This window comes from Mycobacterium paraense (assembly GCF_002101815.1).
Taxonomy (GTDB): domain Bacteria; phylum Actinomycetota; class Actinomycetes; order Mycobacteriales; family Mycobacteriaceae; genus Mycobacterium; species Mycobacterium paraense.
The window spans coordinates 60,976-85,811 of the sequence record NZ_LQPM01000034.1 but is presented as its reverse complement, the minus strand read 5'-3'; the positions used below and the strand labels follow the sequence as shown (position 1 = coordinate 85,811).

21 protein-coding genes are annotated in these 24,836 nt (G+C 70.5%); 6 read left to right on the top strand and 15 right to left on the bottom strand.

All coding sequences use genetic code 11. The features are described 5' to 3' along the window. Together AWB89_RS23040 and AWB89_RS23035 are read left to right on the top strand one after the other, a co-directional pair. The gene (locus AWB89_RS23040) at window positions 1–3,066 is read left to right on the top strand and encodes a type I polyketide synthase (protein ID WP_085176776.1); all 3,066 of its coding nucleotides are present in this window, start codon (window positions 1–3) and stop codon (window positions 3,064–3,066) included. Window positions 3,067–3,196: 130 nt separating this feature from the next. Next, the gene (locus tag AWB89_RS23035; protein ID WP_263993210.1) at window positions 3,197–4,330 is read left to right on the top strand and encodes a type III polyketide synthase; all 1,134 of its coding nucleotides are present in this window, start codon (window positions 3,197–3,199) and stop codon (window positions 4,328–4,330) included. Here the strand turns inward: AWB89_RS23035 and AWB89_RS23030 are convergent. The 10 genes from AWB89_RS23030 to AWB89_RS22985 form a co-directional block, all read right to left on the bottom strand. Further along, window positions 4,327–5,601, bottom strand: coding sequence for a cytochrome P450 (locus AWB89_RS23030; protein ID WP_142282614.1), 1,275 nt, complete (start codon window positions 5,599–5,601; stop codon window positions 4,327–4,329). The genes AWB89_RS23035 and AWB89_RS23030 overlap by 4 nt on opposite strands. Before the next feature lie 14 nt (window positions 5,602–5,615). Then, window positions 5,616–7,400 carry an ABC-F family ATP-binding cassette domain-containing protein gene (locus AWB89_RS23025; RefSeq protein WP_085176770.1) on the bottom strand — a complete coding sequence of 595 codons (1,785 nt, stop codon included), beginning with the start codon at window positions 7,398–7,400 and terminating at the stop codon, window positions 5,616–5,618. Between the two features lie 8 nt (window positions 7,401–7,408). Next, entirely contained in the window at window positions 7,409–8,128 is a 720-nt protein-coding gene (locus AWB89_RS23020) for a PAS and ANTAR domain-containing protein (RefSeq protein WP_085176768.1), read from the bottom strand. An 82-nt stretch (window positions 8,129–8,210) separates the two neighbouring features. Continuing rightward, complete coding sequence (locus AWB89_RS23015) at window positions 8,211–9,314, bottom strand: enolase C-terminal domain-like protein (RefSeq protein ID WP_085176766.1); 1,104 nt, start codon at window positions 9,312–9,314, stop codon at window positions 8,211–8,213. A 9-nt stretch (window positions 9,315–9,323) separates the two neighbouring features. Next, window positions 9,324–9,776, bottom strand: a complete 453-nt coding sequence (locus tag AWB89_RS23010) for a hypothetical protein (protein ID WP_085101347.1) — start codon at window positions 9,774–9,776, stop codon at window positions 9,324–9,326. Then, on the bottom strand, window positions 9,773–10,774 hold the full coding sequence (locus AWB89_RS23005; protein ID WP_085176764.1) for an SDR family oxidoreductase: 1,002 nt from the start codon (window positions 10,772–10,774) through the stop codon (window positions 9,773–9,775). The genes AWB89_RS23010 and AWB89_RS23005 overlap by 4 nt, the downstream gene beginning before the upstream one ends. Before the next feature lie 19 nt (window positions 10,775–10,793). Further along, window positions 10,794–12,584 (bottom strand): glycoside hydrolase family 15 protein, encoded by a 1,791-nt coding sequence (locus AWB89_RS23000; protein WP_085176762.1) that lies wholly within the window; start codon window positions 12,582–12,584, stop codon window positions 10,794–10,796. Then, window positions 12,577–14,286 (bottom strand): GMC family oxidoreductase, encoded by a 1,710-nt coding sequence (locus tag AWB89_RS22995; RefSeq protein ID WP_085176760.1) that lies wholly within the window; start codon window positions 14,284–14,286, stop codon window positions 12,577–12,579. Before AWB89_RS22995 ends, AWB89_RS23000 begins: the two co-directional genes overlap by 8 nt. Continuing rightward, window positions 14,286–15,032 (bottom strand): gluconate 2-dehydrogenase subunit 3 family protein, encoded by a 747-nt coding sequence (locus tag AWB89_RS22990; RefSeq protein ID WP_085101338.1) that lies wholly within the window; start codon window positions 15,030–15,032, stop codon window positions 14,286–14,288. The genes AWB89_RS22995 and AWB89_RS22990 overlap by 1 nt, the downstream gene beginning before the upstream one ends. An 11-nt stretch (window positions 15,033–15,043) precedes the next feature. After that, window positions 15,044–15,526, bottom strand: a complete 483-nt coding sequence (locus AWB89_RS22985) for a hypothetical protein (protein WP_085101336.1) — start codon at window positions 15,524–15,526, stop codon at window positions 15,044–15,046. 401 nt (window positions 15,527–15,927) lie between these two features. Here AWB89_RS22985 and AWB89_RS22980 point away from each other — a divergent pair, with 401 nt between their 5' ends. From AWB89_RS22980 to AWB89_RS22970, 3 genes are all read left to right on the top strand, one after another. Next, entirely contained in the window at window positions 15,928–16,260 is a 333-nt protein-coding gene (locus AWB89_RS22980; RefSeq protein ID WP_085176758.1) for a hypothetical protein, read from the top strand. A gap of 111 nt (window positions 16,261–16,371) precedes the next feature. After that, entirely contained in the window at window positions 16,372–19,383 is a 3,012-nt protein-coding gene (locus AWB89_RS22975) for an acyl-CoA synthetase (RefSeq protein WP_142282613.1), read from the top strand. Then, a complete protein-coding gene (locus tag AWB89_RS22970; RefSeq protein WP_085176806.1) occupies window positions 19,383–19,598 on the top strand; it encodes a Trm112 family protein in 216 nt (71 codons plus the stop codon). Before AWB89_RS22975 ends, AWB89_RS22970 begins: the two co-directional genes overlap by 1 nt. On the opposite strand, the gene AWB89_RS22965 is transcribed toward AWB89_RS22970, so the two are convergent. From AWB89_RS22965 to AWB89_RS22950, 4 genes are all read right to left on the bottom strand, one after another. Beyond that, the gene (locus tag AWB89_RS22965; RefSeq protein WP_085176754.1) at window positions 19,564–20,187 is read right to left on the bottom strand and encodes a TetR/AcrR family transcriptional regulator; all 624 of its coding nucleotides are present in this window, start codon (window positions 20,185–20,187) and stop codon (window positions 19,564–19,566) included. The genes AWB89_RS22970 and AWB89_RS22965 overlap by 35 nt on opposite strands. A gap of 55 nt (window positions 20,188–20,242) precedes the next feature. Beyond that, window positions 20,243–21,061, bottom strand: a complete 819-nt coding sequence (locus tag AWB89_RS22960) for an ABC transporter permease (RefSeq protein ID WP_193791094.1) — start codon at window positions 21,059–21,061, stop codon at window positions 20,243–20,245. Further along, window positions 20,995–21,759, bottom strand: a complete 765-nt coding sequence (locus tag AWB89_RS22955; protein ID WP_085101328.1) for an ABC transporter ATP-binding protein — start codon at window positions 21,757–21,759, stop codon at window positions 20,995–20,997. Before AWB89_RS22955 ends, AWB89_RS22960 begins: the two co-directional genes overlap by 67 nt. A gap of 103 nt (window positions 21,760–21,862) precedes the next feature. After that, on the bottom strand, window positions 21,863–23,134 hold the full coding sequence (locus tag AWB89_RS22950; RefSeq protein WP_085176752.1) for an ammonium transporter: 1,272 nt from the start codon (window positions 23,132–23,134) through the stop codon (window positions 21,863–21,865). 69 nt (window positions 23,135–23,203) lie between these two features. On the opposite strand from AWB89_RS22950, the gene AWB89_RS22945 reads away from it, so the two are divergent. Further along, entirely contained in the window at window positions 23,204–23,815 is a 612-nt protein-coding gene (locus AWB89_RS22945; protein WP_085176750.1) for a DNA-3-methyladenine glycosylase, read from the top strand. A 51-nt stretch (window positions 23,816–23,866) separates the two neighbouring features. Here AWB89_RS22945 and AWB89_RS22940 read toward each other — a convergent pair whose 3' ends face one another. Continuing rightward, the gene (locus AWB89_RS22940) at window positions 23,867–24,796 is read right to left on the bottom strand and encodes a bile acid:sodium symporter family protein (RefSeq protein ID WP_263993211.1); all 930 of its coding nucleotides are present in this window, start codon (window positions 24,794–24,796) and stop codon (window positions 23,867–23,869) included. Window positions 24,797–24,836: the final 40 nt, after the last annotated feature.

Sequence of the window (24,836 nt, the reverse complement as noted above, 5' to 3'; positions counted from 1 at the left end):
GTGCCGCCGACAGCCATCGCAGTCATTGGGCTGGCCTGCCGGTTCCCCGGAGCCGGCAGCCCCCACGACTTCTGGCGGCTGATCCGCGACGGCGGCGAAGCCACCGAGTTGCCCGGTGACGTCGCCGAGTTCGACGCCGACTTTTTCAACGTGTCGCCGCGCGAGGCCGCCGCGATGGACCCCCGGCAGCGCCTCGCGCTCGAATTGGCTTGGGAGGCTATCGAAGACGCGTTCGTGATTCCGGAAACCCTCCGCGGAGAACCGGTCGCGGTGTACCTCGGCGCGATGAACGACGACTACGGCGCGTTGACCCTCGCCCAGGAAATCGACCACCACTCCTTCGCCGGGGTGAGCCGGGCGATGATCGCCAACCGCATCTCGTACGCGCTGGGGCTGCACGGCCCGAGCTTCACCGTCGATTCCGGCCAATCGTCGTCGCTGGTGGCGGTGCACCTCGCCTGCGAAAGCATCCGAACCGGCGAATCGGAGCTGGCTCTGGCCGGCGGCGTGCACTTGAACCTGGCCGACGAAACCGCCCTACTGGAAACCGAATTTGGCGCGTTGTCCGCCTCAGGGCACACCTATGCGTTTGACGAGCGCGCCGACGGCTACGTGCGAAGCGAGGGCGGCGGCCTGGTGCTGCTGAAGCCGTTGCGCGCGGCCCTCGACGACGGTGATCCCATCCGCGCCGTCATCCGGGGCAGCGCGGTCGGCAACGCCGGGCACGGCGCCGCCGCCCAGACGGTCCCGTCCGTGCAGGGCGAGGTCGACGTCATCCGGCGTGCGTTGCGGACCGCCGGCCTGGACGCCGGGCAGCTGCAGTATGTCGAGGCGCACGGCACCGGAACCGAAATCGGCGACTCGGTGGAGGCGGCGGCGCTCGGCGAGGTGTTCGCCGGGCCCCGGCGCCACCCGCTCGGCCTCGGGTCGGTGAAGACCAACATCGGCCACGCCGGCGCAGCCGCGGGCATCGCGGGCTTGATCAAGACGGTGCTGGCCGTCGAAAGCGCCGCCATTCCACCGAGTCTCAACTACGCGCACCCGGGTCCCGGATTCGATCCGGCAAGCCTCGGGCTGCGCGTCAACGCCGCGCTTACCCCCTGGCCGGAGGATGGGGAACCGCGGCGGGCGGGCGTGTCGTCGTTCGGCATGGGCGGAACCAACGCGCACGTCATCGTCGAGCAGGCACCGGCGCGCCCTAAAGCCGAAGCGGGAGAACACGGTAACGCGCCCACGGCGTGGGTGCTGTCCGCTCGTTCGGAACGGGCGCTGGCCAACCAGGCCGCCCGGCTGCTGACCCGCGTCACCGCCGACGCGGCGCTGGACGCCGGCGACGTGGCGTGGTCCTTGGCCACGACGCGCTCGGCGTTCGAGCAGCGGGCGGTGCTGGTCGGCGCGGACCGGGCGGCGCTCACGTCGGGATTGGCGCGATTGGCCGCCGGCCAGGCGCATCCCGACGTGGTGGTGGGCCGGGCGGGCGCACCGGGCAAGACGGCGTTCGTGTTCCCCGGTCAGGGCGCGCAATCGCTTGCGATGGGTGCGCAGTTGTACGGCCGGTTTCCCGCGTTTGCGCGGGCCTTCGACGAGGCCGCGAAGGCGCTGGACGACCACCTGCGGCTGCCCCTGCGCGAGGTGATGTGGGGGAGCGACGCAAAGCTGTTGGACAACACCGAATTTGCCCAACCGGCGTTGTTCGCGATCGAGCACGCGCTGGCGGAGTTGCTACGGGACTGGGGCGTCGTCGCGGATGTCGTGCTGGGCCATTCGGTGGGCGAGATCACCGCGGCGCAGCAGGCCGGGGTGTTGTCGCTGGCGGACGCGGCGAAAGTGGTGGCGGCGCGTGGCCGGTTGATGGCGGGGCTGCCCGCGGGCGGTGTGATGATCGCGGTGGCCGCCGGCGAGGCCGACGTGGCGCCGTTGCTGACCGACGGGCTGGCGATCGCGGCGGTCAACGGGCCTGATGCCGTGGTGATCTCGGGCGCGCAGGATTCCGCCGGAGCCCTCGCGGACACCCTCGCGCGGCTGGGCAGGCGGGTGCATCGGCTCCCGGTCTCGCACGCGTTTCACTCACCGCTGATGGACCCCATGATCGAGGACTTCGCGGCGGTGGTGGCCGAGGTGTCGCCGGCGGAGCCGCGAATCACGTTGGTGTCCAACGTGTCCGGCCGGCCGGTCGGCCCCGGTTACGGATCGGCGCAGTATTGGGTCGAACATGTGCGCCGTCCGGTGCGCTTTGCCGACGGGGTGCGGGCCGCCGAATCGTGCGGTGCCGACGTGTTCGTCGAAGTCGGGCCGGGTGGCGGCCTCGGTGCCGCGGTGGAGCACTGCGTGGCCACCGACCATCCCGTGTCGGTGAGCACGCTCGCCAAGGACCGGCCGGAATTGGAATCGCTGCTCACCGCGGCCGGCCGGCTTTTCGCCGCCGGCGTCACGGTCCGCTGGGACGCCGTGCTGCGGGGCGGCCGGCGGGTCCCGCTGCCCACGTATGCCTTTGCGCGCCAACGGTTCTGGCTGGGTGCCCGCACGGACTCGCCGTCCCCGGTGGTCTCACGTCCGGCCGAATTGGCGCGCCGGCTGCGCCAATTGCCGGCCGAAGAGCAGCACCGAGAACTCATCGCGCTGGTGTGCGGTCACGCCGCGGCCGTGTTGGGACACGCCGACCCGGCTGCCGTCGAGGCGGAGCGTGCTTTCCAGGACCTCGGGTTCGATTCGTTGACCGGGGTCGAATTGCGCAACCGCCTCAAGGCGGACACGGGGCTGGCGCTGTCGCGCACACTGGTCTTCGACTATCCGAACCCGGCGGCATTGGCCGATCACCTCGCGCAACGGTTACTGCACGGCGAAGCCGAAAAATCCAATGACGAAAAGATCTGGTCGGCGCTGAAAAAGATTCCGCTTCATGAACTTCGAAGAACCGGATTGCTCGACAAATTATTGGCGTTGGCGGGTGATCCGGAAAATCCGGAAACTCGATCCACGATCACCGAAGACGTCATCGACTCCCTGAGCGCCGATGCGCTGATCGCCCTCGCACTTGATGCCGGCGAAGCGGACGACGTTCAATAAGGAAACAATCGCCGGGGGAAGCGAAAACGCCACGCGGTAAGGTAATTCGACATGCGTTAAATAGCGCAATTTGACATACGTTGAATAGCAACGGCTTTGCGGCGCTGACGCAAAACTCCTAAACTTCCACATTGGCGCTAGATTCTCGGCGGCGCACGAAAGTGATCGTTTTCTTCGATCACGACCTAACCAAGGTAGGGGCATGAGCGTTATCGCGGGCGTGTTCGGAGCGCTGCCGCCACATCGGTATAGCCAGAGCGAGATCACCGACCAATTCGTCGAGTTCCCCGGATTGAAGGAACACGAGGAGATTGTTCGGCGATTGCACGCGGCCGCGAAGGTCAACAGCCGCCACTTCGTCCTGCCGTTGGAGCGCTACCCGACGCTGACCGACTTCGGCGAGGCCAACGAGATCTTCATCGACGCCGCCGTCGACCTCGGCTGCGAGGCGCTGCTGGGCGCGCTCGAGGAAGCCGGCCTCGAGGTCGAAGACATCGACCTGATCGCCACCTCGACCGTCACCGGCGTCGCGGTGCCGTCGCTGGACGCGCGGATCGCCGGCCGTCTCGGCCTGCGGCCGGACGTGCGCCGGATGCCGCTGTTCGGCCTCGGCTGCGTGGCCGGTGCCGCGGGGGTGGCCCGGCTGCACGACTACCTGCGCGGCGATCCGGACGGCGTCGCGGTGCTGGTCTCGGTCGAGCTCTGCTCGCTGACCTACCCGGCGGTCAAGCCGACCGTGTCGGGGCTGGTCGGCAGCGCGCTCTTCGGCGACGGCGCGGCCGCGGTGGTGGCCGTGGGTGACCGCCGCGCCGCCACGGTGCGCGCCGGCGGGCCCGACGTCATCGACTCGCGCAGCCGCCTCTACCCCGAATCGCTGCACATCATGGGCTGGAACGTCAACTCCTCGGGGCTGCAGCTGGTGCTGTCGCCGGAGCTGACGACGGTCATCGACCGCTACCTGGCCGACGATGTCAACGGCTTCCTCGCCATGAACGGGCTGACCAAGGACGACATCGGCGCGTGGGTCACCCACCCGGGTGGTCCGAAGGTCATCAACGCGATCGCGAGGAACCTCGAGCTCGGCCCCGACGCGCTGGAGCTGACCTGGCGCTCGCTGGGCGAGATCGCGAACCTCTCGTCGGCCTCGGTGCTGCACATCCTGCGCGACACCATCGCCAAGCCGCCGCCCAGCGGCAGCCCCGGGCTGATGCTCGCGATGGGTCCCGGATTCTGTTCCGAACTGGTGCTCCTGCGCTGGCACTAGCGCACTGAGCCGACGTCGACGGTCAGCCCCGGCCGGGGCGACAGCGCGGCGAGGTTGTGGGCCCGGACGCGCTGGGCGGGCAACCGCAGCGTGGTCCTGGCGACCAGCCGGGCCAGCATGACGGTCATCTCGGTGGTGGCCATGACCGCCCCGATGCAGCGGTGCAGCCCCCCACTGAACGGAATGAATTCATACGGCGCGGGCCGGCGGTAGTCGGGGGAGCCGGGGTCCCAGCGCGCCGGGCGGAACTCGGTCGGCTCGGGCCACAGCTCGGCGAGCCGGTGCGTGACGTACGGGCTGAAGATCAGCAGCCGCCCCGCCCGAATCCGGCGCCCGTCGAAACGCAGGTCGCGCATCACCTTGCGGGCGGAGATGACGCCCGGCGGATACAGCCTCAGCGTCTCGTGCACGACGCCGTCGAGGTAGGTCAGCCGCTCCAGGTCGCCCGCGGCGGGCGCCCGGTCGCCCAGCACCCGGCGCACCTCGTCGGCGGCGGCGTCCCACGCGCCGGGCAGCGACAGCAGCGTGTGGATGGCCCAGGCCAGCGCGCCGCTGGTGGTCTCGTAGCCGGCGGTGATCAGCGAGATGACCGCGTCTCGAATCTCGTTGTCGCTCAGCGCGTAGTCCTCGTCGCCGCGGCCGTTGATCAGCATGGTGAGCATGTGGTCGTCGGGCCTGGGGTGCGCTCGGGCCGCGGCGATCTGGGCGTCGACGAGGTCGTTGATGCGCCTGCGGGCCGCCATCGCCCGCCGCCAGCCCGGGGAGCTCAGGCGCCGCTCCAGCTGCATCACCTGGGGGAGCCGGTGGGTCATGTCCAGCAGGGGCTGCAGCTGCTCGCCGAGGAAGTCCGAATGCTCGGCCAGGCGCGGGCCGAACAGGCTCGCGGCGGTGCTGCGGCGCACCGCCGAGCGGCACTGCCGGTAGATGTCCAGCCGCTGCCCGGGTCGCCATTCGTCGATGACGGCGTCGATGCTCGCCACCATCGTCTGCACGTAGTCCTGGATCTGCCGATGCCGCAGGCCGGGCGCCACCACGCTGCGCCGGCGGCGGTGGTCGTCGCCGTCGCTGACGATCAGCGCGGTGGGCCCGTCGACGAGAGCCAGGTTCTCGAACGTCTCCCGCCAGCTGAACGCGTCGGCGTTGGCGAACACGAACTTGTTCGCCTCGGGCCCCAGCAGGTAGGTGTAGCCGCGCCGGCCGACTCCGGCATCGATCACCGGACCGCGCCGGCGGTACAGCGCCAGCAGCGCCTCGCCGGGCGGGTAGCGCACCGGCCGATACGCGCTCATTCGAGCAGCTCCGACAGCTCCAGCCAGCGGCTTTCGGTCGCGGCGACTTCGTCTTCCAGGCCGCGCAGGTCCCGGGTCAGCCGGGTCAGGCCGACGTGATCGGACTGATCGTGATCGGCGAGCTCGTGGTGTTTGGCCGCGATCCGTTCGGCGAGCCGGGCGAGCTGGCGGTCGACGGCGGCCAGCTCCTTCTCGGCGGTGCGGCGCTGCGAGCCGGACATCGCTTCGGAAGCCGGCGGCTCGGCCCGCGGGCGCTCGGCGGCGACCGGGCGGTGCGCCGCCAGCCGCAGGTACTCGTCGACCCCGCCCGGCAGGTGGCGGAGCCGGCCGTCGAGGATCGCGTACTGCTGGTCGGTCACCCGCTCCAGCAGGTAGCGGTCGTGCGAGACGACGATCAGGGTGCCCGGCCACGAGTCGAGCAGGTCCTCCACGGCGGTCAGCATGTCGGTGTCGACGTCGTTGGTGGGCTCGTCGAGCAGCAACACGTTCGGTTCGGACAGCAGGGTGAGCATCAGCTGCAGCCGCCGCCGCTGACCGCCGGACAGGTCAGCGACGCGGGCGGACAGCTGGCCCCGCCCGAACCCCAGCCGCTCCAGCAGCTGGGCCGGCGTGACCTCCCGGCCGTCGACCTCGTAGCCCCCGCGCAGCCGGCCCAGCACGTCGGCGATCCGGTCGCCGGCCAGCGTGTCCAGCTCCTCGCCCCGCTGGTCGAGCACCGCCAGCCGCACCGTCTTGCCCCGCTTGACGCGCCCGGTGTCCGGGGTGACGGTGCCGGCGATCAGCCCCAGCAGCGTCGACTTGCCGGCGCCGTTGGCCCCGACGATGCCGGTGCGTTCGCCCGGCGCGATCCGCCATTCGACGTCGCGCAGCACCGGGCGGCCACTGAAAGGCGGGTAGGAGACCGACACGTCGAGCAGATCGATGACGTCCTTGCCGAGCCGCGCGGTCGCCAGCTTGGCCAGCTCGACCGTGTTGCGCAGCGGCGGAACGTCGGCGATCAGCTGGTTGGCGGCCTCGATGCGGAACTTGGGCTTGGAGGTGCGCGCTGGCGGTCCCCGGCGCAGCCACGCCAGCTCCTTGCGCATCAGGTTCTGCCGCTTGGCCTCGGTGGCGGCGGCCACCCGGTCGCGCTCGACGCGCTGCAGCACGTAGGCGGCGTAGCCGCCCTCGAAGGGCTCGACGATCCCGTCGTGCACCTCCCACGTCGTGGTGGCGACCTCGTCGAGGAACCAGCGGTCGTGCGTCACCAGCAGCAGCCCGCCGGTGTTGCGGGCCCAGCGTTGCCGCAGGTGGCCGGCCAGCCAGGTGATGCCCTCGATGTCCAGGTGGTTGGTGGGCTCGTCCAGGGCGATGATGTCCCACTCGCCGATCAGCAGCCGCGCCAGCTGGACCCGGCGGCGCTGCCCGCCGGACAGCGTGTCGATCCTTGCGTCCCAGGCGATGTCGGCCACCAGCCCGCCGACGACGTCGCGGACCCGCGCGTCGCCCGCCCACTGGTGCTCGGGCTGGTCACCGACCAGCGTCCAGCCCACGGTGTGCCCGGGTTCGAGGGTGTCGGCCTGGCTCAGCGCGCTGACCCGCAGCCCGCTGCGGCGCGTGACCCGGCCGGCGTCGGGTTGCAGCCGTCCGGTCATCAGGCCCAACAGGCTGGACTTGCCGTCCCCGTTGCGCCCGACGATGCCGATCCGCGCGCCGTCGTCGACTCCCAGCGTGACCGACTCGAACACGACCTGAGTCGGGTATTCCAGGCGGATGCCCTCGGCTCCCAGTAGGTGCGCCACCCGGGCAATTATTCGAGGGTCAACAGAGCGTGATCGACGTGGGTCCGCGTGTCCGGCGACGCCTTGCCGGCCACGGCGACCAGGAAGCGCGCGGCGAGGTCGCGCACCTTCATGTTGGTCTCCTGGGAACGCCAGACCAGGAGGTCGAACGCGCGCTCCGCCGAGATGCCGTAGGCGCTCATCAGCACCCCTTTGGCCTGCTCGATCTTCGCGCGGGCATCGGCCACCGCCTCCAGGACGTTGGTGATGTCGGTGTGCAGCGAGTCGGTGACGTCGACGTAGAAGCCCGACGTGCCGGACAGCGCGCCGCTGTCGTCGACCATCCGGTCACCCGCGACGACGACGCAGCGGGTGTGCCCGGCGGTGTCGATGATGCGGTGGCGGCTGCTGAACGGCTTTCCCTTGAGCACGTGGTCGAGCACGGCCGCGACCCGCTCGCGGTCCTCCGGGTGCTTGTGTTGCAGCAGCAGTTCGGTGGTCGGCTCGACCTGCCCCGGCTCGTAGCCGTGCATCCGCGCGACCGCGTCCGACCACTCCCAGCGCTGGCCGTCCAGGAAGAACCGGAACCGGCCGACCCGCTGCGGCTCGCCGAGGCCCAGGACCATGTCGACGGCACCCAGCTCCTGCTCCTCGACCACATCGGACATCAGCGCCTCCGACGGCGTCGCCTGCCCGTCGGCGCTCCCGTTGCGACGTTGTGCGGTCTCATCGTCGAAGTTCACAGTCATCGCCTTCTCCCCCGCAGTGCCTTGATCCTTTTTGCATATCAATGCCCGTTTTCGGGCACCTTCATGCACGGATCGAGGGTTGTCAGCCGACCCGGTACTGCTCGGCGTCGCCGTGTTTGAACTCGAGCCCCAGGCCGGGCCGGTGCTGATCGGGCCGCAAGGCTCCGCCGTCGGGCGGCAGCGCGCCGTCGAAGAGCATGTGCTCGATGCGGTGGTGATCGTGGAAGTACTCCAGGTGCCGCAGGTTGGGGATCGCGGCGGCGACGTGGGCGTGCAGGTTGGGGGCGCAATGTCCGGAAACGTCGATGTTGTGCGCGGCGGCGACGGCCGCGGCCCGCAGCCAGTCGGTGATGCCGCCACAGCGGGTGACGTCGATCTGCAGGCAGTCGACCGCTTCGGCGGCCAGCATCCGGCGGAAGTAGGTCAGGTCGTAGCCGTACTCGCCGGCGGTGACGTCCGGCGTCACCTGGTCGCGCACCTCGTGCAGCCCGGCGAGGTCGTCGGATGAGACGGGCTCCTCGAACCAGGTGACGTCGTGATCGGCCATGGCGTGGGCGACCCGGATCGCCTGCTTGCGGCCGTAGCCGCCGTTGGCGTCGACGTACAGCTCGGTGTCGGGCCCGATCACCTTGCGCGCCAGCGCGATTCGGTCCAGGTCGCGGCGCTCGTCGGAACCCGACGACTCGCCGATCTTGATCTTGACCCGGGGGATCTTCCAGGCGTCGACCCAGCGCTCCAGTTGGGTGCGGGTCTGGTGCTCGTCGTACGTGGTGAACCCGCCGCTGCCGTAGATCGGCACCTCGGGGTGCGCCACGCCGAGCAGCCGGCACACGGGCAGCTCGAGCAGCTTGCCCTTGAGGTCCCACAGCGCGGTGTCGACCGCCGAGATCGCGCACGACACCAGGCCCGGGCGCCCGCTGTTGCGGATCGCGTGGACCATGGATTCCCAGGCGCCGGTGATGTCGAGGACACTGTGCCCTTTGACCGCGTTCGCGAGCGGCCCGTTGATCAGCTCGCGGCACGCGCCGGCGGCGTAGGTGTAGCCGAGCCCGCGCCGGCCGCCCCCGACCACCTCGGCCAGGACCAGCGTGGTCGACGACCAGGCGAAGGTGCCGTCGGCTTCCGGTGCGTCGGTGGGGATTTCGTAAGCCTGCGCGGTGACCTCGTCGATGCAAGCGTCCAGCATGCGGTCCTCCTACGTTTTCAGGGCGGCACGAACGTCGCCCGGCAGGGTGTAACTGGCGACGGTTTCGGCGATCCGGTGGCGAAGCCGTACGAGGGTGGCCAGCGCGTCGCCGGTGGGCGCGTCCGCGACCGCGGGCGCCCGCCGAGCCTGCGCGGCGCCGGCGACGGCGAACATGCCGGCGGTCGCGGCGCTCAGCAGCGTCAGCCGCCGGGCGCCGCGGTCGACGGCCGCCCAGCCGAGCATGGTGATCGCGTGCACGAAGTCGACCTCGGCGCCCAGCGCCACGCTGACGGCGTCGGGCCGAATGTCGGTCACCGCGGCCTGGGTCAGCAGCCGCGCCCCCAAGACGCGGGTCACCGCCCGCTCCCGATTGCTCGCCGGCTTGCCGGACGCCAGCCGCAGCAGCGACCTCGGCGCGGCGAGCAGCACCAGGCCGTAAACCGTTCGCGCCCAAGCCGTCATCGCGCCCGCCGCAGCGCCAGCAGCGCGCCCAGCCCGAGCCCCAGCGCGCCGGTGCCGCCGACGAGCGGATGCTGGGACAGCCACACCTGCGGGCTGTGGGCGTGCGACTTGTCGTCGAACTCGCCGTGGGCGCCGTGGTCGCTGCCGCTCTCGCCGTCGACGGGCTCCCACAGGTTGTGCGGCCGCCCTCCGTTGACACGTTCGTCGGTTTGCTGCGAGTCGAATCCGGTGCGACCCAGGTAGCGGTCCAGCAGCGGGGCGACGAACTTCTGGGCGAGCAGGGTGACCGCGGTGCTGTCGCCGACCCAATACTGTTTGCGCCCTGGGTGATCCGCGGCGTAGACGACGCCGCGGGCGGCGACCTCCGGCTGATAGATCGGCGGCACCGGCTGCGGATGCCGGGGCAGGCGCGACAGCACCCAGGAGAACTGCGGGGTGTTGACCGCCGGCATCTGGACGACGGTGATCCGCACCTTCGAGCCCTCGTGCAGCAGCTCGCAGCGCACGGACTCGGTGAAGCCGTTGGTGGCGTGCTTGGCGCCGCAGTAGGCCGACTGCAGGGGGATGGACCGCTCGCTGAGCGCCGACCCGACCTGGACGATGGTGCCGCGGTCGCGCGGGCGCATCTTCGCCAGCGCCGCCAAGGTGCCGTGCACGTAGCCGAGGTAGGTCACCTCGGTCACGCGCTTGAACTCCTCGGGGGAGATTTCCCAGAACGGCGCGAACACCGAGGTGAACGCGACATTGACCCAGGTGTCGATGGGACCGAACGTCAACTCGGCCTCGTCGGCGGCGGCGGCGACCGCCGAGTAGTCGGCCACGTCGGTCGGGATGGCCAGCGCCTTGCCGCCGCCGGCTTCGACGTCGCGGGCGGCGCCTTCCAGTCCGGCCGTGCCGCGGGCGAGCAGGGCGACGTTGGCGCCCCGCTGCCCGAACAATTGGGCGGTGGCCCGGCCGATTCCGGCGCTGGCTCCGGTGATCACCACAGTCTGTGTCATCGTCTGGATCTCCTTTCGTTCAGTCGTGATGCACGGCGTCGTCGGCGAGGGTGGCCGTGCACTCCAGCAGCAGGGCGTGCGCGAACGCCTGGGGCAGGTTGCCCCGCAGCTGGCGTTGCCTGACGTCGTATTCCTCGCACAGCAGGCCCGGCGGGCCGCATGCGGCGCGGTTGCGCTCGAACCAGCGCATCGCGCAATGGGCGTGTCCCAGTTGGTGTTCGGCGAGCGCCATCATGAATCCGCAGAGCAAGAAGGCGCCCTCGGCGTCGCCGAGCTCCCGTTCGTCGTGCCGGAAGCGGTAGACGTAGCCGTCCTGGGCGAGTTCCCGGCGAACGGCGTCCAGCGTGGCCCGGGTGCGCGGATCGTCGACGGGCACGGCGCCGCGCACCGGCGGCAGCAACAGCGACGCGTCGACGCCGGCAAGCCGCGGGCTGCGTTGCCAGTAGCCGTGCGGGTGCACGCTGTCCGAGGCGGTGCCGGCGAGGATCGCGTCGGCCAGCGACGCGGAGGCGGCGACCTCGGGACCGGCCCCGGCCACCTTGGCGATGGCGCGCAGTCCGGCCACGCAGGCCAACCGGGACTGCGTCCAGAGCTCGTCCTCGATCTCCCAGACTCCGGCATCCGGCTCGCGCCAACGCTTTTCGATCGCGTCGATGGCGGTCTGCGCGGCGCGCCAGCCCTCGGCATCGAGCCGGTCGGCGGCACCCGCGGCGGCCAGCAGCTGCAGCGCCTCGCCGAAGACATCGAGCTGGAATTGCTGGTTGACCCAGTTGCCGACCTTGTCGGTGCCGCCCGGGTAGCCCGGGAGGTCGAGGGTCTCTTCGCTGGGCACCGCGCCGCCGGTGACGGTGTAGGCGGGCTTGAGCTGCGGGCCGTGCTCGAGCAGCCGGGCGCCGACGAACTCGACCGCCTGGTCGAGCAGCTCCAGCGCGCCGGCCGCGGCCGCCGCGAGGCCGGCGTACACCTGGTCGCGGATCCAGGCGTAGCGGTAGTCGTAGTTCTGGTTGGTGTGCGCGCGTTCGGGCAGGCTCATCGTCGCCGCGGCGACCATGCCGCCGCCGCTGCTGGTCAGTCCGCGCAGCACCGCGTAGGAGTGACGCCCGTCGCGGGGGGCGATCGTGCAGTTCAGTTCGGGGATACTGCGCTGCCAGGCGGCCGCGGTGGCGTCCCAGGTGATGTCGGGGTCCGGCGGCTGCTCGGGCAGTGCGCGTTCGGAAAACTCGAGCACCAGGTCGTGATGCCGGCCCTCGTCGATGGTGATCTCGCCCATCAGCGGCTCACCGCGGCCGTGTGCCGATTTCACGGGACGCGCGTCGGCGCCGCCCGACCATCGCCACCGCAACCGCCCCGACCGGCCGCTCCACACCCCGTCCTCGCGGCTGGGCTGGCCCGGACCGTGGCGTCCGAACCCGGCGCTGGGCGCCAACAGCATCCGCAACCGCGCCGTCCCGCGGCAACCCATCAGCCGCCGGAGCAGCACCACCCGGTCGGGGTCACCGGGGAAGGCCAACGCCTCGCGGCACTCGACGATGCCGTCGCGGGTGATCCAGCGGTTGCGCCAGATCAGGGTTCCCGGCTCGTAGTACCCGCCCCACACGTGCCGCACGTCGGTCGGGGTGATCGCGTACACCCCGTCGCCGCCGATCAGGTTGGAGAAGACGGCGTCGGAATCCCATCGCGGCGCGCACATCCACGCCACGTCGCCCTGTGGGCCGATCAGCGCGCCCCGCTCGCCGTCGGCCAGCAGCGCGTACTCGCGCAGCACGCGGGGCGCGTAGGCCGCGTCGACGTCGATCGTCTGCTCAGCCACGGGCCTCCGCCTTGGACCGTCGATCGACCGTGCCGGCCGCGTCGGTGCGGATCTTCCCGCCCGCCAGCCGTTCGGCCAGCCGGGAGGCCAGCGCCATGATGGTCAGGGCCGGGTTCGCCGAGCCCTGCGTCGGGCAGACCGAGCCGTCGGCGAGAAACAGGTTCGGCACCCCCCACACCCGGTGGTCGGAGTCGACCACCGAGTTCTCCGGGGCGGTTCCCATGCGGGCGCCGCCGATCAGGTGGGCGAACCGCTCGATGGTGAGCACGTCCTGGGCGTCGGCGGCGTGCAGGATGTCGCCGATCACCTTGGTGGAGTAGGCCATGTTGGCCTTGTCGTTGTCGCAGAGCGTGTAGTCGAACCGGGCCACCGGGATGCCGTACGGGTCCTTCTCGTCGGCGAGGGTGACCCGATTGTCGGCCCGCGGCAACAGCTCGTTGAGCACGCCGATGGTCGCCCAGTGGTTGTAGTCGCGCATGTACTCGCGCAGCGCGCGGCCCCAATGCCCGTCGGCCATCACGTGTTCGGCCCAGCCGATGGGCATGGGCGACACGGTCTGGATGGAAAAGCCGCGGGCGAATCCCCGCGCGGGGTCGGTCTCGTAGAACTGCTCGGAGGACACCTCCGGGGGAGGCGCCTTGTACATCCGGACCTCTTCGGACCACCGGCCCGCGGACTGCGTGGCGCCCTGCACCATCACGTAGCGCCCGACCTGATCGTCGTTGTTGCCCAGCCCGTTCGGGAAGCGATCGCTGGCCGAATTGAGCAGCAGACGGGGCGTCTCGATCGAATATCCGGCCACGGCAACGACTTTCGCGCGCTGCAGCCGTTCGGTGCCGCCCGCCTCGTCGTAGTAGACCACGCCGCGCGCGGCGCCGCTCTCGTCGAGTTCGACGCGCGCGGCCATGCAGTTGGCGCGGATCTCCACGCCGTGGGCGAGCGCGTCGGGCAGGTGCGTGACGTACGGGCTGGCCTTGGCGTTGACCTTGCAGCCCTGCAGGCAGTAGCCGCGGTAGATGCAGTGCGGACGGTTGCCGAAGGTGCCGTTGACGATGCCCACGGGCCCGACGCGCATCTCGATGCCGAGCTTCAGCGCGCCGTCCCACAGCTTGGCCGCGGCACCCGAAATGGGATGCGGGGCGAACGAATACCGGTGCGGATAGCCCCACGGCCAGTTCTGGCCGGCCACCGGCAACTCGAGCTCGACGCGCTCATAGTGGGGCAGCACGTCCTCATAGCGGATCGGCCAGTCCGCACCGACCCCGTCGAGGCTGTGGGTGGCGAAGTCGCTGGGGTGGAACCGCGGGCAGTAGCCGGCGTAGTGGACCATCGAGCCGCCCACCCCGCGCCCGGAGTTGTTCTTGCCCAGCTCGATCGGGTCCTCCCCGCCGATGATGCGCTTCTGCGTCCAGTACAGGGAATGCGAACCGGCCTCGTCGGAGACCCAGTCCTCGTCGGGGTGCCAGAAGGGTCCGGCCTCGAGGATCACCACCCGCCAGCCCGCGCGCGCCAGCCGTTGGGCGAGCACCGAACCGCCGGCGCCGGCGCCGACCACGACCAGGTCGACCTCGTCGTCGTCGTGGAAGCGGCGCATGGTCTTCTCGCCGGGCAGGTCGCGGGAGTGCACGTCGAGCAGGAACCGCGAGTCGTTGTCTTTGGGTCCCACCGCCCCCTTGAACAGGCCGCGCCAGAAGTCGCCCATCACACCTCACCCTCTTGCTCGACCTGGACCGGATCCTCGTCGGTGGCCCCGCGGGTCTCGAACGGTTCGCGCGCCGAGGCCGGCCCGGTGGCACCGCCCAGGCGCATGAACCCGCGGGGGTAGGCCGGTCCGCCGAAGCCGATCTCGTTCCACGCCCAGGGGTGGGAGTAGAAGCCCGACAACGTCATTCGCATGCACACCGACCAGGCGCGCTTGACGTTGAGGCGCTCCCAGGTCCCGTCCTCGAGCTGGCCCTTGGAGAACTGGTCGATGATCGCTTCGCGGGTGACGGGCTCGGCGGCGGCGAAGGAGGCGGCGCCGTAGCGGCGCTCGGCGGTCTCGTCCAGCGCGCGCAGTACCAGCCGCCAGGTGTCGCGGTCGTCGGGCATGTCGGCGTACTGGTAGCCGTCGAGGCGCCCGTCGGCGAGCTTGGAGTCGACCGATTCGGCCACCGGCACCTTCGGTTCGCGATCCTGCGCCAGCACCGTGTCGCAGAACGCGCGCAGGCAGGGTTCCTCGTCGTCGGTGAAGAACCGCAGCGGCCCGGGGGCCTCCAGCCGGGCCAGCACCACCTTCCTGGTGGCGTCGTCCCACGAGTCGGCGGTTTCCAGCACGTCGAAATCGGGGTAGCGCCCGATCATTTGGGGCGTGATGCCGCGGCGCTGCTTCGGCAGCCACGACGGGTGCGGGGGCTGGCGATCCGGGCGCAGGTTGGGCAGGTGGTCGGGGAGTGAGGTGTCGGCCATCGCGCGGATCCCTATCGCCGGAACCGTTCGCGGCGCAGGATCGAGGCGAGCAGCCCCATCCCGCCGACCATGCACATCAGTCCGGGCGCCGCGATCGGCGGGCCCATCGGCACGTTGTAGGACGCGTGCTTCCAGCCACCCGGTTTGCGCGCGACCCCGCGGGCGTGCAGGTACTCGCCCATCAGGCCGTTGGCCGTGTAGATCCCGGCGGTGATCGGCAGCCAGAGCTTGGCCCAGCGCCGCGAGAACACCCCGCCGATCCCGGCGACGACCACCGGCGGGGTCACCACGATGGGGCTCCACATCCACTTGTTGCCGAAGCTGGCCTTGTAGTGCTCGAAGTAGATTTCGGCCGTCGTCACGACGGCGGCCATCGCCGTCAGGCCCGACAGCGAGCGTTCGAAGCGACCGTGCGCGACGTCGTAGAGTGCCCGCTCGGCCAGCTGCTGAGGCTGCCCGCCTTTGCGCCGTCCGCCGTTGCCTAGCAACAACATTTCGCTACCCTTTCGTGACGTCCGCCGGGCACGACCGGCCCGGCCGGGATTCGTTGGCGAATTGCGGGAGGGTGCCCGGAACCGACAGATCGGGCCGTCGTCTTGCCCATCGGGCCACCTCACTCCCGCACGGAAACACGCTGTCGCAGCCACCCCGACGACACCGGTCACAACAACGAGTCGAGATGGCTGCCCAGAAAACTGGTTAAGCGCCCAGCTGCGTGTTTCAACCGAGGTGGTCCTGACGGCATGCAGGCATGCGTCGCGAACCATGCGCTTGGGATGCATACCCCGATTCGCCGGCGCTAACCAACGCAAGTCGTCGCCTTCGAGACTCGTTCGGCCAAAAGCGTTTCAGGGGCGCCAACCGGGTCAATCCTGCCGCCAGAAAGGACTGGAGCATGGTCAGCGCAGAAAACGGGCTCCAGGCTGAACCCGATCTCCAGGTGTGGGGCGCCGACGACGCGTTCCGCACCGGTCAGCGAGCGGAGCGTGCGTGGCGACTGGCCAGGGCGGCCCAGCGCTCCGCCGCCAGGAGCTTCGACCATTCGGCAGACAGCCACGAGCGGACAGCGGACGCGTACGAGGAGGCCGTCAAACACGGCGGCCGGCAAGGCGATGAGTGCCGGCAACACGCCGCGCGCCACCGGGAATTCGCCCGGGAGGATCGCCGGATGGCGCAGCGGCTGCGCCGAATGGCGGACACCGGTCCGATGGGTTTCGCGGGCCTGTAAAGCCCCGGCCGGGGCGCGCACAATTGACGGCCCCGACTAATTCGACGGGGCCCGAGCGCGTGCCCGGGTCGGCCGCGGGCAAACACCTGACCAAAACCGCAGGACGCGCCGATGTGCCATGATGTCGGAGCTGTCAAGAGTCAGGGAGCAGCGGTGGATCTCAATTTTTCGATGGTCACGCGGCCGGTCGAGCGCCTGGTCGCGACGGCACAAAACGGGCTCGAGGTCTTGCGACTGGGGGGTTTGGAAACCGGCAGCGTCCCGTCTCCGTCCCAGATCGTCGAGAGCGTCCCGATGTACAAGCTGCGCCGGTATTTCCCGCCGGACAGCCGGCCCGGGCATGCGCCGGTGGGCCCGCCGGTGTTGATGGTGCACCCGATGATGATGTCCGCCGACATGTGGGACGTCACCCGCGAAGACGGGGCGGTGGGGATCCTGCACGCGAGCGGCATCGATCCGTGGGTCATCGACTTCGGCTCGCCGGACAAGATCGAGGGCGGCATGCGCCGCAACCTGGCCGACCACATCGTCGCGCTCAGCCAGGCGATCGACACGGTCACCGATGTCACCGGCAGCGACGTGCACCTGGTCGGCTACTCGCAGGGCGGAATGTGGTGTTATCAGGTCGCCGCATACCGGCGGTCGAAGAACCTCGCCAGCATCGTCGCGTTCGGCTCGCCGGTGGACACTCTGGCCGCCCTGCCGATGGGCATCCCGGCGAACTTCGCCGCACCCGCGGCCAACTTCATGGCCGATCATGTCTTCAGCCGGCTGGCCATCCCGAGTTGGATGGCGCGCACCGGTTTTCAGATGATGGACCCGCTCAAGACGGCCAAGGCCCGCGTCGACTTCGTGCGCCAGCTGCACGACCGGGAGGCGCTGCTGCCGCGCGAGCAGCAGCGCCGGTTCCTCGAGCGCGAGGGCTGGATCGCGTGGTCGGGCCCGGCGATCTCCGAGTTGCTCAAGCAGTTCATCGCGCACAACCGGATGATGACAGGTGGTTTCGCCATCAACGGCCAGATGGTCACGCTCACCGACATCACCTGCCCGGTGCTGGCCTTCGTCGGCGAGGTGGACGACATCGGGCAGCCGGCCTCGGTGCGCGGCATCCGCCGCGCGGCGCCGTACGCCGAGGTCTACGAACGCCTGGTCCGCACAGGCCATTTCGGTCTGGTCGTCGGATCGAGAGCGGCGCGGGAGAGCTGGCCCACCGTCGCCGAGTGGGTGCAATGGCTGTCCACCGGCGGCGACAAGCCCGACGGCATCGACCTGATGGCCGACCAGCCGACCGAGCACACCGACAGCGGTGTTGCGTTCAGCTCGCGGATCGTGCACGGCCTCGGGGAGGTGTCCGAGGCGGCGCTGGAGGTGGTGCGCGGCACCGCCAACGCCGTGGTCGCGGCCAACAAGTCGATGCGCACCCTGGCCGTGGAGACGGTCCGAACGCTGCCGCGGCTGGTCCGGCTGGGACAGATCAACGACCACACCCGAATCTCGCTGGGGCGCATCATCGACGAGCAGGCGCGCGACGCCCCGCAGGGCGAGTTCCTGTTGTTCGACGGCCGCGTGCACACCTACGAGGCGGTCAACCGCCGCGTCAACAACGTCGTCCGCGGCCTGATCGAGGTCGGGGTGCGCCAGGGCGACCGCGTCGGCGTCCTGATGGAGACGCGGCCCAGCGCGCTGGTCGCCATCGCCGCGCTGTCCCGGCTGGGTGCCATCGCCGTGGTGATGCGCCCCGACGCCGACCTGGTCGCGTCGGTGCGCCTCGGGGGCGTGACGGAGATCCTCACCGACCCGACCAATCTCGACGCGGCGCGCGACTTGCCCGGGCAGATCCTGGTGCTGGGCGGCGGCGAGGCGCGCGACCTGCACCTGCCCCAGGACTCCGACATCATCGATATGGAGCAGATCGACCCGGACGCGGTGCAGCTGCCCGCGTGGTACCGGCCCAACCCGGGACTGGCCCGCGATCTGGCGTTCATCGCATTCAACGCCGCCGGCGGCGAGCTGGTCGCCAAGCAGATCACCAACTACCGCTGGGCGGTGTCGGCCTTCGGGACCGCCTCCACCGCCGCGCTCGACCGCCGCGACACCGTCTACTGCCTGACGCCGCTGCACCACGAGTCGGCGCTGCTGGTCAGCCTGGGCGGCGCGGTCGTCGGCGGCACGCGCATCGCGCTGTCGCGGGGCCTGCAGCCCGACCGGTTCGTGCAGGAGGTGCGGCAGTACGGCGTGACGGTGGTGTCCTACACCTGGGCCATGCTGCGCGACGTCGTCGACGACCCCGCGTTCGTGCTGCACGGCAACCACCCGGTCCGCCTGTTCATCGGGTCGGGCATGCCGACCGGTCTGTGGGCGCGCGTCGTCGACGCGTTCGCCCCGGCGCGCGTCGTGGAGTTCTTCGCCACCACCGACGGGCAGGCGGTGCTGGCCAACGTGTCCGCCGCCAAGATCGGCAGCAAGGGCCGGCCGCTGCCGGGCGCCGGGCGCATCGAGCTCGGCGCGTACGACGCCGAGCACGACCTGATCCTCGAGGACGACCGCGGTTTCGTTCAGGTCGCCGCGCCCAACCAGGTCGGCGTGCTGCTCGCGCAGTCCAACGGCCCGATCGACCCGAGCGCGTCCGTCAAGCGCGGGGTCTTCGCGGCCGGCGACACCTGGATCTCCACCGAGTACCTGTTCCGCCGCGACGACGACGGCGACTACTGGTTGATGGGCCGGCGCGGGTCGGTGGTCCACACCGCGCGCGGGCTGGTCTACGCCGAAGCGGTCACCGACGCGCTGGGCTGCATCAACGGCGTCGACCTCGCGGTGACCTACAACGTGCCGGTGGGTGACCAGCAGGCGGCGGTGTCGGCGGTGACGCTGCTGCCCGGGGCCACCATCACCGCGGCCGACCTGACCGAGGCCGTCGCGAAGATACCCGTCGGGCTGGGGCCCGACATCGTGCACGTCTGCCCGGAGATGACGCTGAGCGCGACCTACCGGCCCACGGTCAGCGCCCTGCGCGCGGCCGGGATCCCCAAGGCGGGGCGGCAGGCGTGGTATTTCGACGCCGGCAGCAACGAGTTTCGCCGGTTGACTCCCGGGGTGCGGTCCGAGCTGAGCGGCGCCCGGTGATGGTCGACGACGCTCTGCTCGCCATCCTGGTGTGCCCGGCCGACCGGGGTCCGCTGCTGTTGATCGACGACGAGCTGCTCTACAACCCGCGGCTGCGGCGCGCCTACCGCATCGAGGACGGCATCCCGGTGTTGCTGATCGATGAGGCCCGCGACGTCGACGACGACGAGCACGCCCGGCTCATCGAGCGAGCCCGTCCGGCAGCTCCCCGGTGAGATAGCGCTGCAGGTTCGGCGCGATCGTCCGCGCGATCTGATCGGCCGGGAGCGACGCGAACGGCTGCAATTGCAGGATGTAGCGCGCCATCACGACGCCCACCAGCTGCGACGCGACGAACTGGACGCGGATGGCGCCGCTGCCCGGCGGGTCGTCGACGCGCGGGCCCACCTCCACCGCGATCACGTCCTCGATGAACGTGCGGAACAGGTTGACCTCCGAGCCGGCCAGGATCGACCGGAGTACCGCGATGAATCCGGTGCCCAACTCGGAATCCCACAGCGGCAACAGCATTGACGGCAGCCGGTAGCCGATCTCCTCGATCGGCACCTCGCGCAGCGGGACGATGATGTCCATCGGGTCGATCGGGATGTGAACGGCCGCGGCGAACAGCTTTTCCTTGGTGCCGAAGTAGTGATGCACCAACGCCGAGTCGACGCCCGCGCCGGCAGCCACCGCCCGTATCGACGTGTCGCGAATCCCCTTGGTGGCGAACAGCTCCCGGGCGCTGGTGAGGATGCGGTTGCGGGTGTCGGAGACCCCGGCCGGTCGCCCGGGCCGTCGCCGCCCGGTCTTGGTGTCCGCCACTAGGGCCCTCCGTGGCGACCCGCCGCGCCCGGCAGCGCCGCGCTTACGATCGCCACTACGGGGTCCGCCGCCGCAGCGTCGCCGCGGCCAGGCACAGCGCGGCGATGGCGAAACCGAGCACCACGATGATGTCGCGCACCGCGATAGAGGTCAGCTCGGGGTGCGTGCCCACCTGCTGTAGGGCCTCCAGCGCGTAGCTGGCCGGGAGCACGTTGCTGATCCATTGCAGCCAGTGGGCCATCAGCGCCCGGGGCACGATGATGCCGGCCAGCAGGAACTGGGGCACCATCACCAGCGGGATGAACTGCACGGCCTGAAACTCGGTGCGCGCGAACGCGCTACAGAGCAGGCCGAGGCCCACCCCCAGCACGGCGTTGACGATCGCGATCACGAACACCCACACGGGGCTACCCGCGGTGTCGAAGCCGAGGAACCAGAACGACACGATGCACGCCAGAATCGCTTGCACCGCAGCGGCGATCGAGAAGGCGGTGCCGTAGGCGATCAGCATGTCGAGCCGGCGCAGGGGAGTGGTCAGGATTCGCTCCAAAGTCCCGGAGGCGCGTTCGCGCTGCATGGTGATCGACGTGATGATGAACATCACGAAGAGCGGGAACAGGCCGAGCAGGATCAGGCAGGCGTTGTTGAACGGCGTCGGCGCGCCCGGGCGGTGCGGGGCATTTTCGAACATGAAGTACATCAGCGTGATGACCAGGATCGGCACGAACAGGATCAGCGCGACGCTGCGATGATCGGCGGCCAGCTGACGCAGGATCCGCGTCGTCGTCGCCGCGTACGCCTGGAGCCCTAACCCGCCTTTTGCTTCGTGCTGCGCCTGATGATGGACAGAAACGCGTCCTCCAGTGACGTGCATCCGGTGTCCTCTCGTAGTCGGGACGGGGTGGTGTGGGCCACCAGGTGGCCCTCGCGCATCAACAACAGGTCGTCGCAGTGGTCGGCCTCGTCCATCACGTGGCTGGACACCAGCAGCGTGGCGCCGCCGCGGGCGAGCTCGGTGAACTGCTCCCACAAATCGACCCGCAGCACCGGGTCGAGGCCCACGGTGGGCTCGTCGAGCACCAGCAGCTCCGGCTGGCAGACCAGCGCGCAGGCCAGCGACGCCCGCGTGCGCTGGCCGCCGGAAAGGTTGCCGCAGAAGGCGGTTCGGTGATCGGTGAGGCCGACCCGGTCGATGGCGGCGTCGGCGGCGCGGTGGTCGAAGCCGTAGAGCGCGGCGAAATAGCGCACGTTATCGACGATGCGCAGGTCGTTGTAGATCGTCGGGTCCTGCGGCATGTATCCGACGCGGCGGCGCAGGGCCGGGCTGCCGGCGGGCTTTCCCAACACCGTGACGGTGCCCGACTTCAGGATCTGGGTGCCCACGATGCTGCGCATCAGCGTGGTCTTGCCGCAGCCGGACGGGCCGAGCAGGCCGGTGATGGTGCCCTGGGCGATCTGCACCGAAAAGTCGTGCAGGGCAGGGCGTTTGCCGCGCACGACGCGCAGATGCTCGATGCTGACCGCGGCGGCGTGGCCTCGTGCCAATAATTCATCACTCGATGAACTCATCATACGGTGAATAATCGTCCTCGGGCGAGGGCTTGTCAAGGGGTGCCGAAAGTGCCACTAGCGACGGGCGCACTCGCGAAATGCGTCGCCAGACGCACTCTGGCGGTTACGCGGAGGGCAGGCCCGGGCGGCGCTGGGGCAGGTGCCCGTGCACGCCCTCGGCGTACGCGGTTTCGGCGTGCTGGGTCAAGTCGACGCCGGTGGTCTCGTCATCGGCGCTGAGCCGGAAGCCCATGGTCGCGTCGATCAGCTTGGCGAGCGCGAACGACACGACGAACGCATACAGCGCCACCACGACGATCGCGAGGCACTGCTTGCCCAGCTGGCCGAAGCCGCCGCCGTAGAGCAGGCCCCGCGGGCCCGCCGTCATGACCGCGGTGGCGAGCAGCCCGATCAGCGACACACCGACCACGCCACCGACGAAGTGCACGCCCACCACGTCCAGCGAATCGTCGTAGTTGAAGCGGAATTTCGCGCCCACTGCGAACGAGCACACGACGCCGGCCGCCAGGCCCACCACCGCCGCGCCGAGCGTGTTGACCGTCCCGCACGACGGGGTGATGGCGACCAGGCCGGCGACCACCCCGGACGCCGCGCCGAACGTCGTGGGCCGGCCGTCGCGGACCCGTTCGACCGCGAGCCAGCCGAGCATGCCGAGGCAGCCGGCGACGAGGGTGTTCAGGAAGATGGCCGCGGCGGTCCCGCTGGCCGCCAGGGCCGACCCGGCGTTGAACCCGAACCAGCCGAACCACAGCAGCCCGACGCCGAGCAGGACGAACGGCAGGTTGTGCGGCCGCATGGCGTCCTTCTTGAACCCGATGCGCGGCCCGAGCACCAGCGCCAGGGCCAACGCCGAGGAACCGGAAACGATTTCGACGACGAGGCCGCCGGCGTAGTCCAGCACGCCGAGCTTGGCCAGCCAGCCGCCCGGCCCCCACACCCAGTGCGCGACAACCGAATACACGACGACCGCCCACACCGCGACGAACGTCATCCAGGCCGCGAACCTGGCGCGGTCGGCGATCGCGCCGCTGACCAGCGCGGCCGTCACGATCGCGAACGCCAGCTGAAACGTCGCATACAGCAGCTCGGGAACCGTCCCGTGCAGGGTGTCGGGGCCGATGCCGAGCATTCCGACGTGTCTGAGGTTGCCGACGAACCCGCCCGCCCCGTCTTCGGAGAACGCGATCGTGTAGCCGACCAGCAGCCACGCCACCGTGACCAAAGGGATGGAGATGAAGCTCATCATGATCATGTTGAGCACCCCGGTGGTGCGGACCATGCCTCCGTAGAAGATGGCCAGGCCCGGCGTCATCAGCAGGACGAGCGCGGTGCTGGCCAGCAGCCACGCGGTGGCGGCGGGGTCGATCGCATGCATGTTTTGGGCTCCTTCGCCACGCGGCAACCGGAGATATTGCCATGTCGGCGGTGTCGGTAGGTTCGTTGGGTGGTTGCGGACCGGCTGGTGGTGGACCCCGTCGCCGCCGCCCATCGGCTGCTCGGCGCCACGCTGACCGGACGGGGGGTGCGCGCGGTCGTGGTCGAGGTCGAGGCCTACGGCGGAGTGCCCGACGGTCCCTGGCCGGACGCCGCGGCCCACTCCTACCGCGGCCGCTCCGGGCGCAACGCCGTGATGTTCGGGCCGCCCGGGCGGCTCTACACCTACCGCAGCCACGGGATCCACGTGTGCGCCAACGTCTCCTGCGGGCCCGACGGCATCGCCGCCGCGGTGCTGCTGCGCGCCGCGGCCATCGAGGATGGCACCGACGTCGCGCGGGCCCGCCGCGGCGAGCTGGTCCGCACCGCGGCGCTGGCCCGCGGGCCCGGCAACCTGTGCTCGGCCCTGGGGATCACCATGGACGACAACGGAATCGACCTGTTCGACCCGGCGAGCCCGGTGACCCTGGAACTGCACGACCCGCTGACCGCCGTGTCCGGCCCCCGCGTCGGGGTCAGCCAGGCCGCCGACCGGCCGTGGCGGCTGTGGCTCGGGGGCCGCCCGGAGGTCTCGGCATACCGGAGAAGCCCGCGCGCGCCCGCCCCCGGGACGAGTGACTAGTGGCGATCGCAAGCGCGGCGTAGCCGGGCGCTGCGGGTCGCCACCATCGGGCTAGACGGCGACGGGGGCGCTGGTGCGAAACGCCGGGTCGACCCGGCGGGCGACGAGGATGAACGTCACGGCCAGCAGCGGCGCGACGGCGCTGTATACCGCGGCCGGCGTGGCCATGACGGCGCTGTTCAGCAGCTGGGGGCTCAAGGCGATGCCCATCGCCACGACGGCGTTGTGCATGCCGACCTCCAGGCTGACCGCGACGGCCTGCCGCGGGGCCAGCCGCATCAGGCGGGGCGCCAGGTAGCCGACGCTCAGGCTCACCGCGCAGAAGGCCACGACGGCCCCGCTCAGCAGGCCGATGTTGTGCCACAGCGTCGTTCGTCCCCCCGCGATGGCCGCGACGATGGCGAGCACCAGCAGCGTGATCGCGGCGATGCGGACCGGCTTCTGCAATCGCCGCGCCAGCTCGGGGAAGCGGTGGCGGATGGCCACCCCGATCGCGATCGGGACGAGCACCAGGCCGATCACCGCGAGGAACTTGTCCAGCTGCAGCGGGAGGAACCGCCCCTCGCCCAGGAACCACGTCATCGCCACCGCCAGGATCGCGGGCAGGGCGACGACCGACAGCACGGCGTTGATTGCGGTCAGGGTGAGGTTAAGCGCCAGGTCGCCGTTGAACAGATGGCTGAGCAGGTTCGACATGGTCCCGCCCGGGGTCGCCGCCATCAGCATCAGCCCGACCGCCAGGTGCGGTTCGAGGTGAAAGGCCTCGGCGATCAGCAGGCACAGGCCCGGTAGCAGCAGCGACTGGCAGGCGAGCGCGACCACGAGTGGTTTGCGCAGCGTGGCGGCCCGCTTGAAGTCGTCGACCGTGAGCGTCAGCCCGAGGGCGAGCATGATGATCGCGACGACCAGCGGCCAGTATCGGTTGTCCATGACGCTCCGCGTTGTTGGTGCGCTGACGGGGGAAGGCGATAGCGCGACGATGCGCCACGTAGTTAGCTTGCCTTAGAGAGCGGCGCGCGGG

Bases quoted from the DNA above. Each gene is read 5' to 3' on its own strand.
- AWB89_RS23020 (WP_085176768.1), bottom strand. From the start codon at position 8,128: ATGACTGTGAACTTCGACGATGAGACCGCACAACGTCGCAACGGGAGC.
- AWB89_RS23015 (WP_085176766.1), bottom strand. From the start codon at position 9,314: ATGCTGGACGCTTGCATCGACGAGGTCACCGCGCAGGCTTACGAAATC.
- AWB89_RS23010 (WP_085101347.1), bottom strand. From the start codon at position 9,776: ATGACGGCTTGGGCGCGAACGGTTTACGGCCTGGTGCTGCTCGCCGCG.
- AWB89_RS23005 (WP_085176764.1), bottom strand. From the start codon at position 10,774: ATGACACAGACTGTGGTGATCACCGGAGCCAGCGCCGGAATCGGCCGG.
- AWB89_RS22995 (WP_085176760.1), bottom strand. From the start codon at position 14,286: ATGGGCGACTTCTGGCGCGGCCTGTTCAAGGGGGCGGTGGGACCCAAA.
- AWB89_RS22990 (WP_085101338.1), bottom strand. From the start codon at position 15,032: ATGGCCGACACCTCACTCCCCGACCACCTGCCCAACCTGCGCCCGGAT.
- AWB89_RS22985 (WP_085101336.1), bottom strand. From the start codon at position 15,526: ATGTTGTTGCTAGGCAACGGCGGACGGCGCAAAGGCGGGCAGCCTCAG.
- AWB89_RS22980 (WP_085176758.1), top strand. From the start codon at position 15,928: ATGGTCAGCGCAGAAAACGGGCTCCAGGCTGAACCCGATCTCCAGGTG.
- AWB89_RS22975 (WP_142282613.1), top strand. From the start codon at position 16,372: ATGTGCCATGATGTCGGAGCTGTCAAGAGTCAGGGAGCAGCGGTGGAT.
- AWB89_RS22970 (WP_085176806.1), top strand. From the start codon at position 19,383: ATGGTCGACGACGCTCTGCTCGCCATCCTGGTGTGCCCGGCCGACCGG.
- AWB89_RS22960 (WP_193791094.1), bottom strand. From the start codon at position 21,061: ATGCACGTCACTGGAGGACGCGTTTCTGTCCATCATCAGGCGCAGCAC.
- AWB89_RS22955 (WP_085101328.1), bottom strand. From the start codon at position 21,759: ATGATGAGTTCATCGAGTGATGAATTATTGGCACGAGGCCACGCCGCC.
- AWB89_RS22950 (WP_085176752.1), bottom strand. From the start codon at position 23,134: ATGCATGCGATCGACCCCGCCGCCACCGCGTGGCTGCTGGCCAGCACC.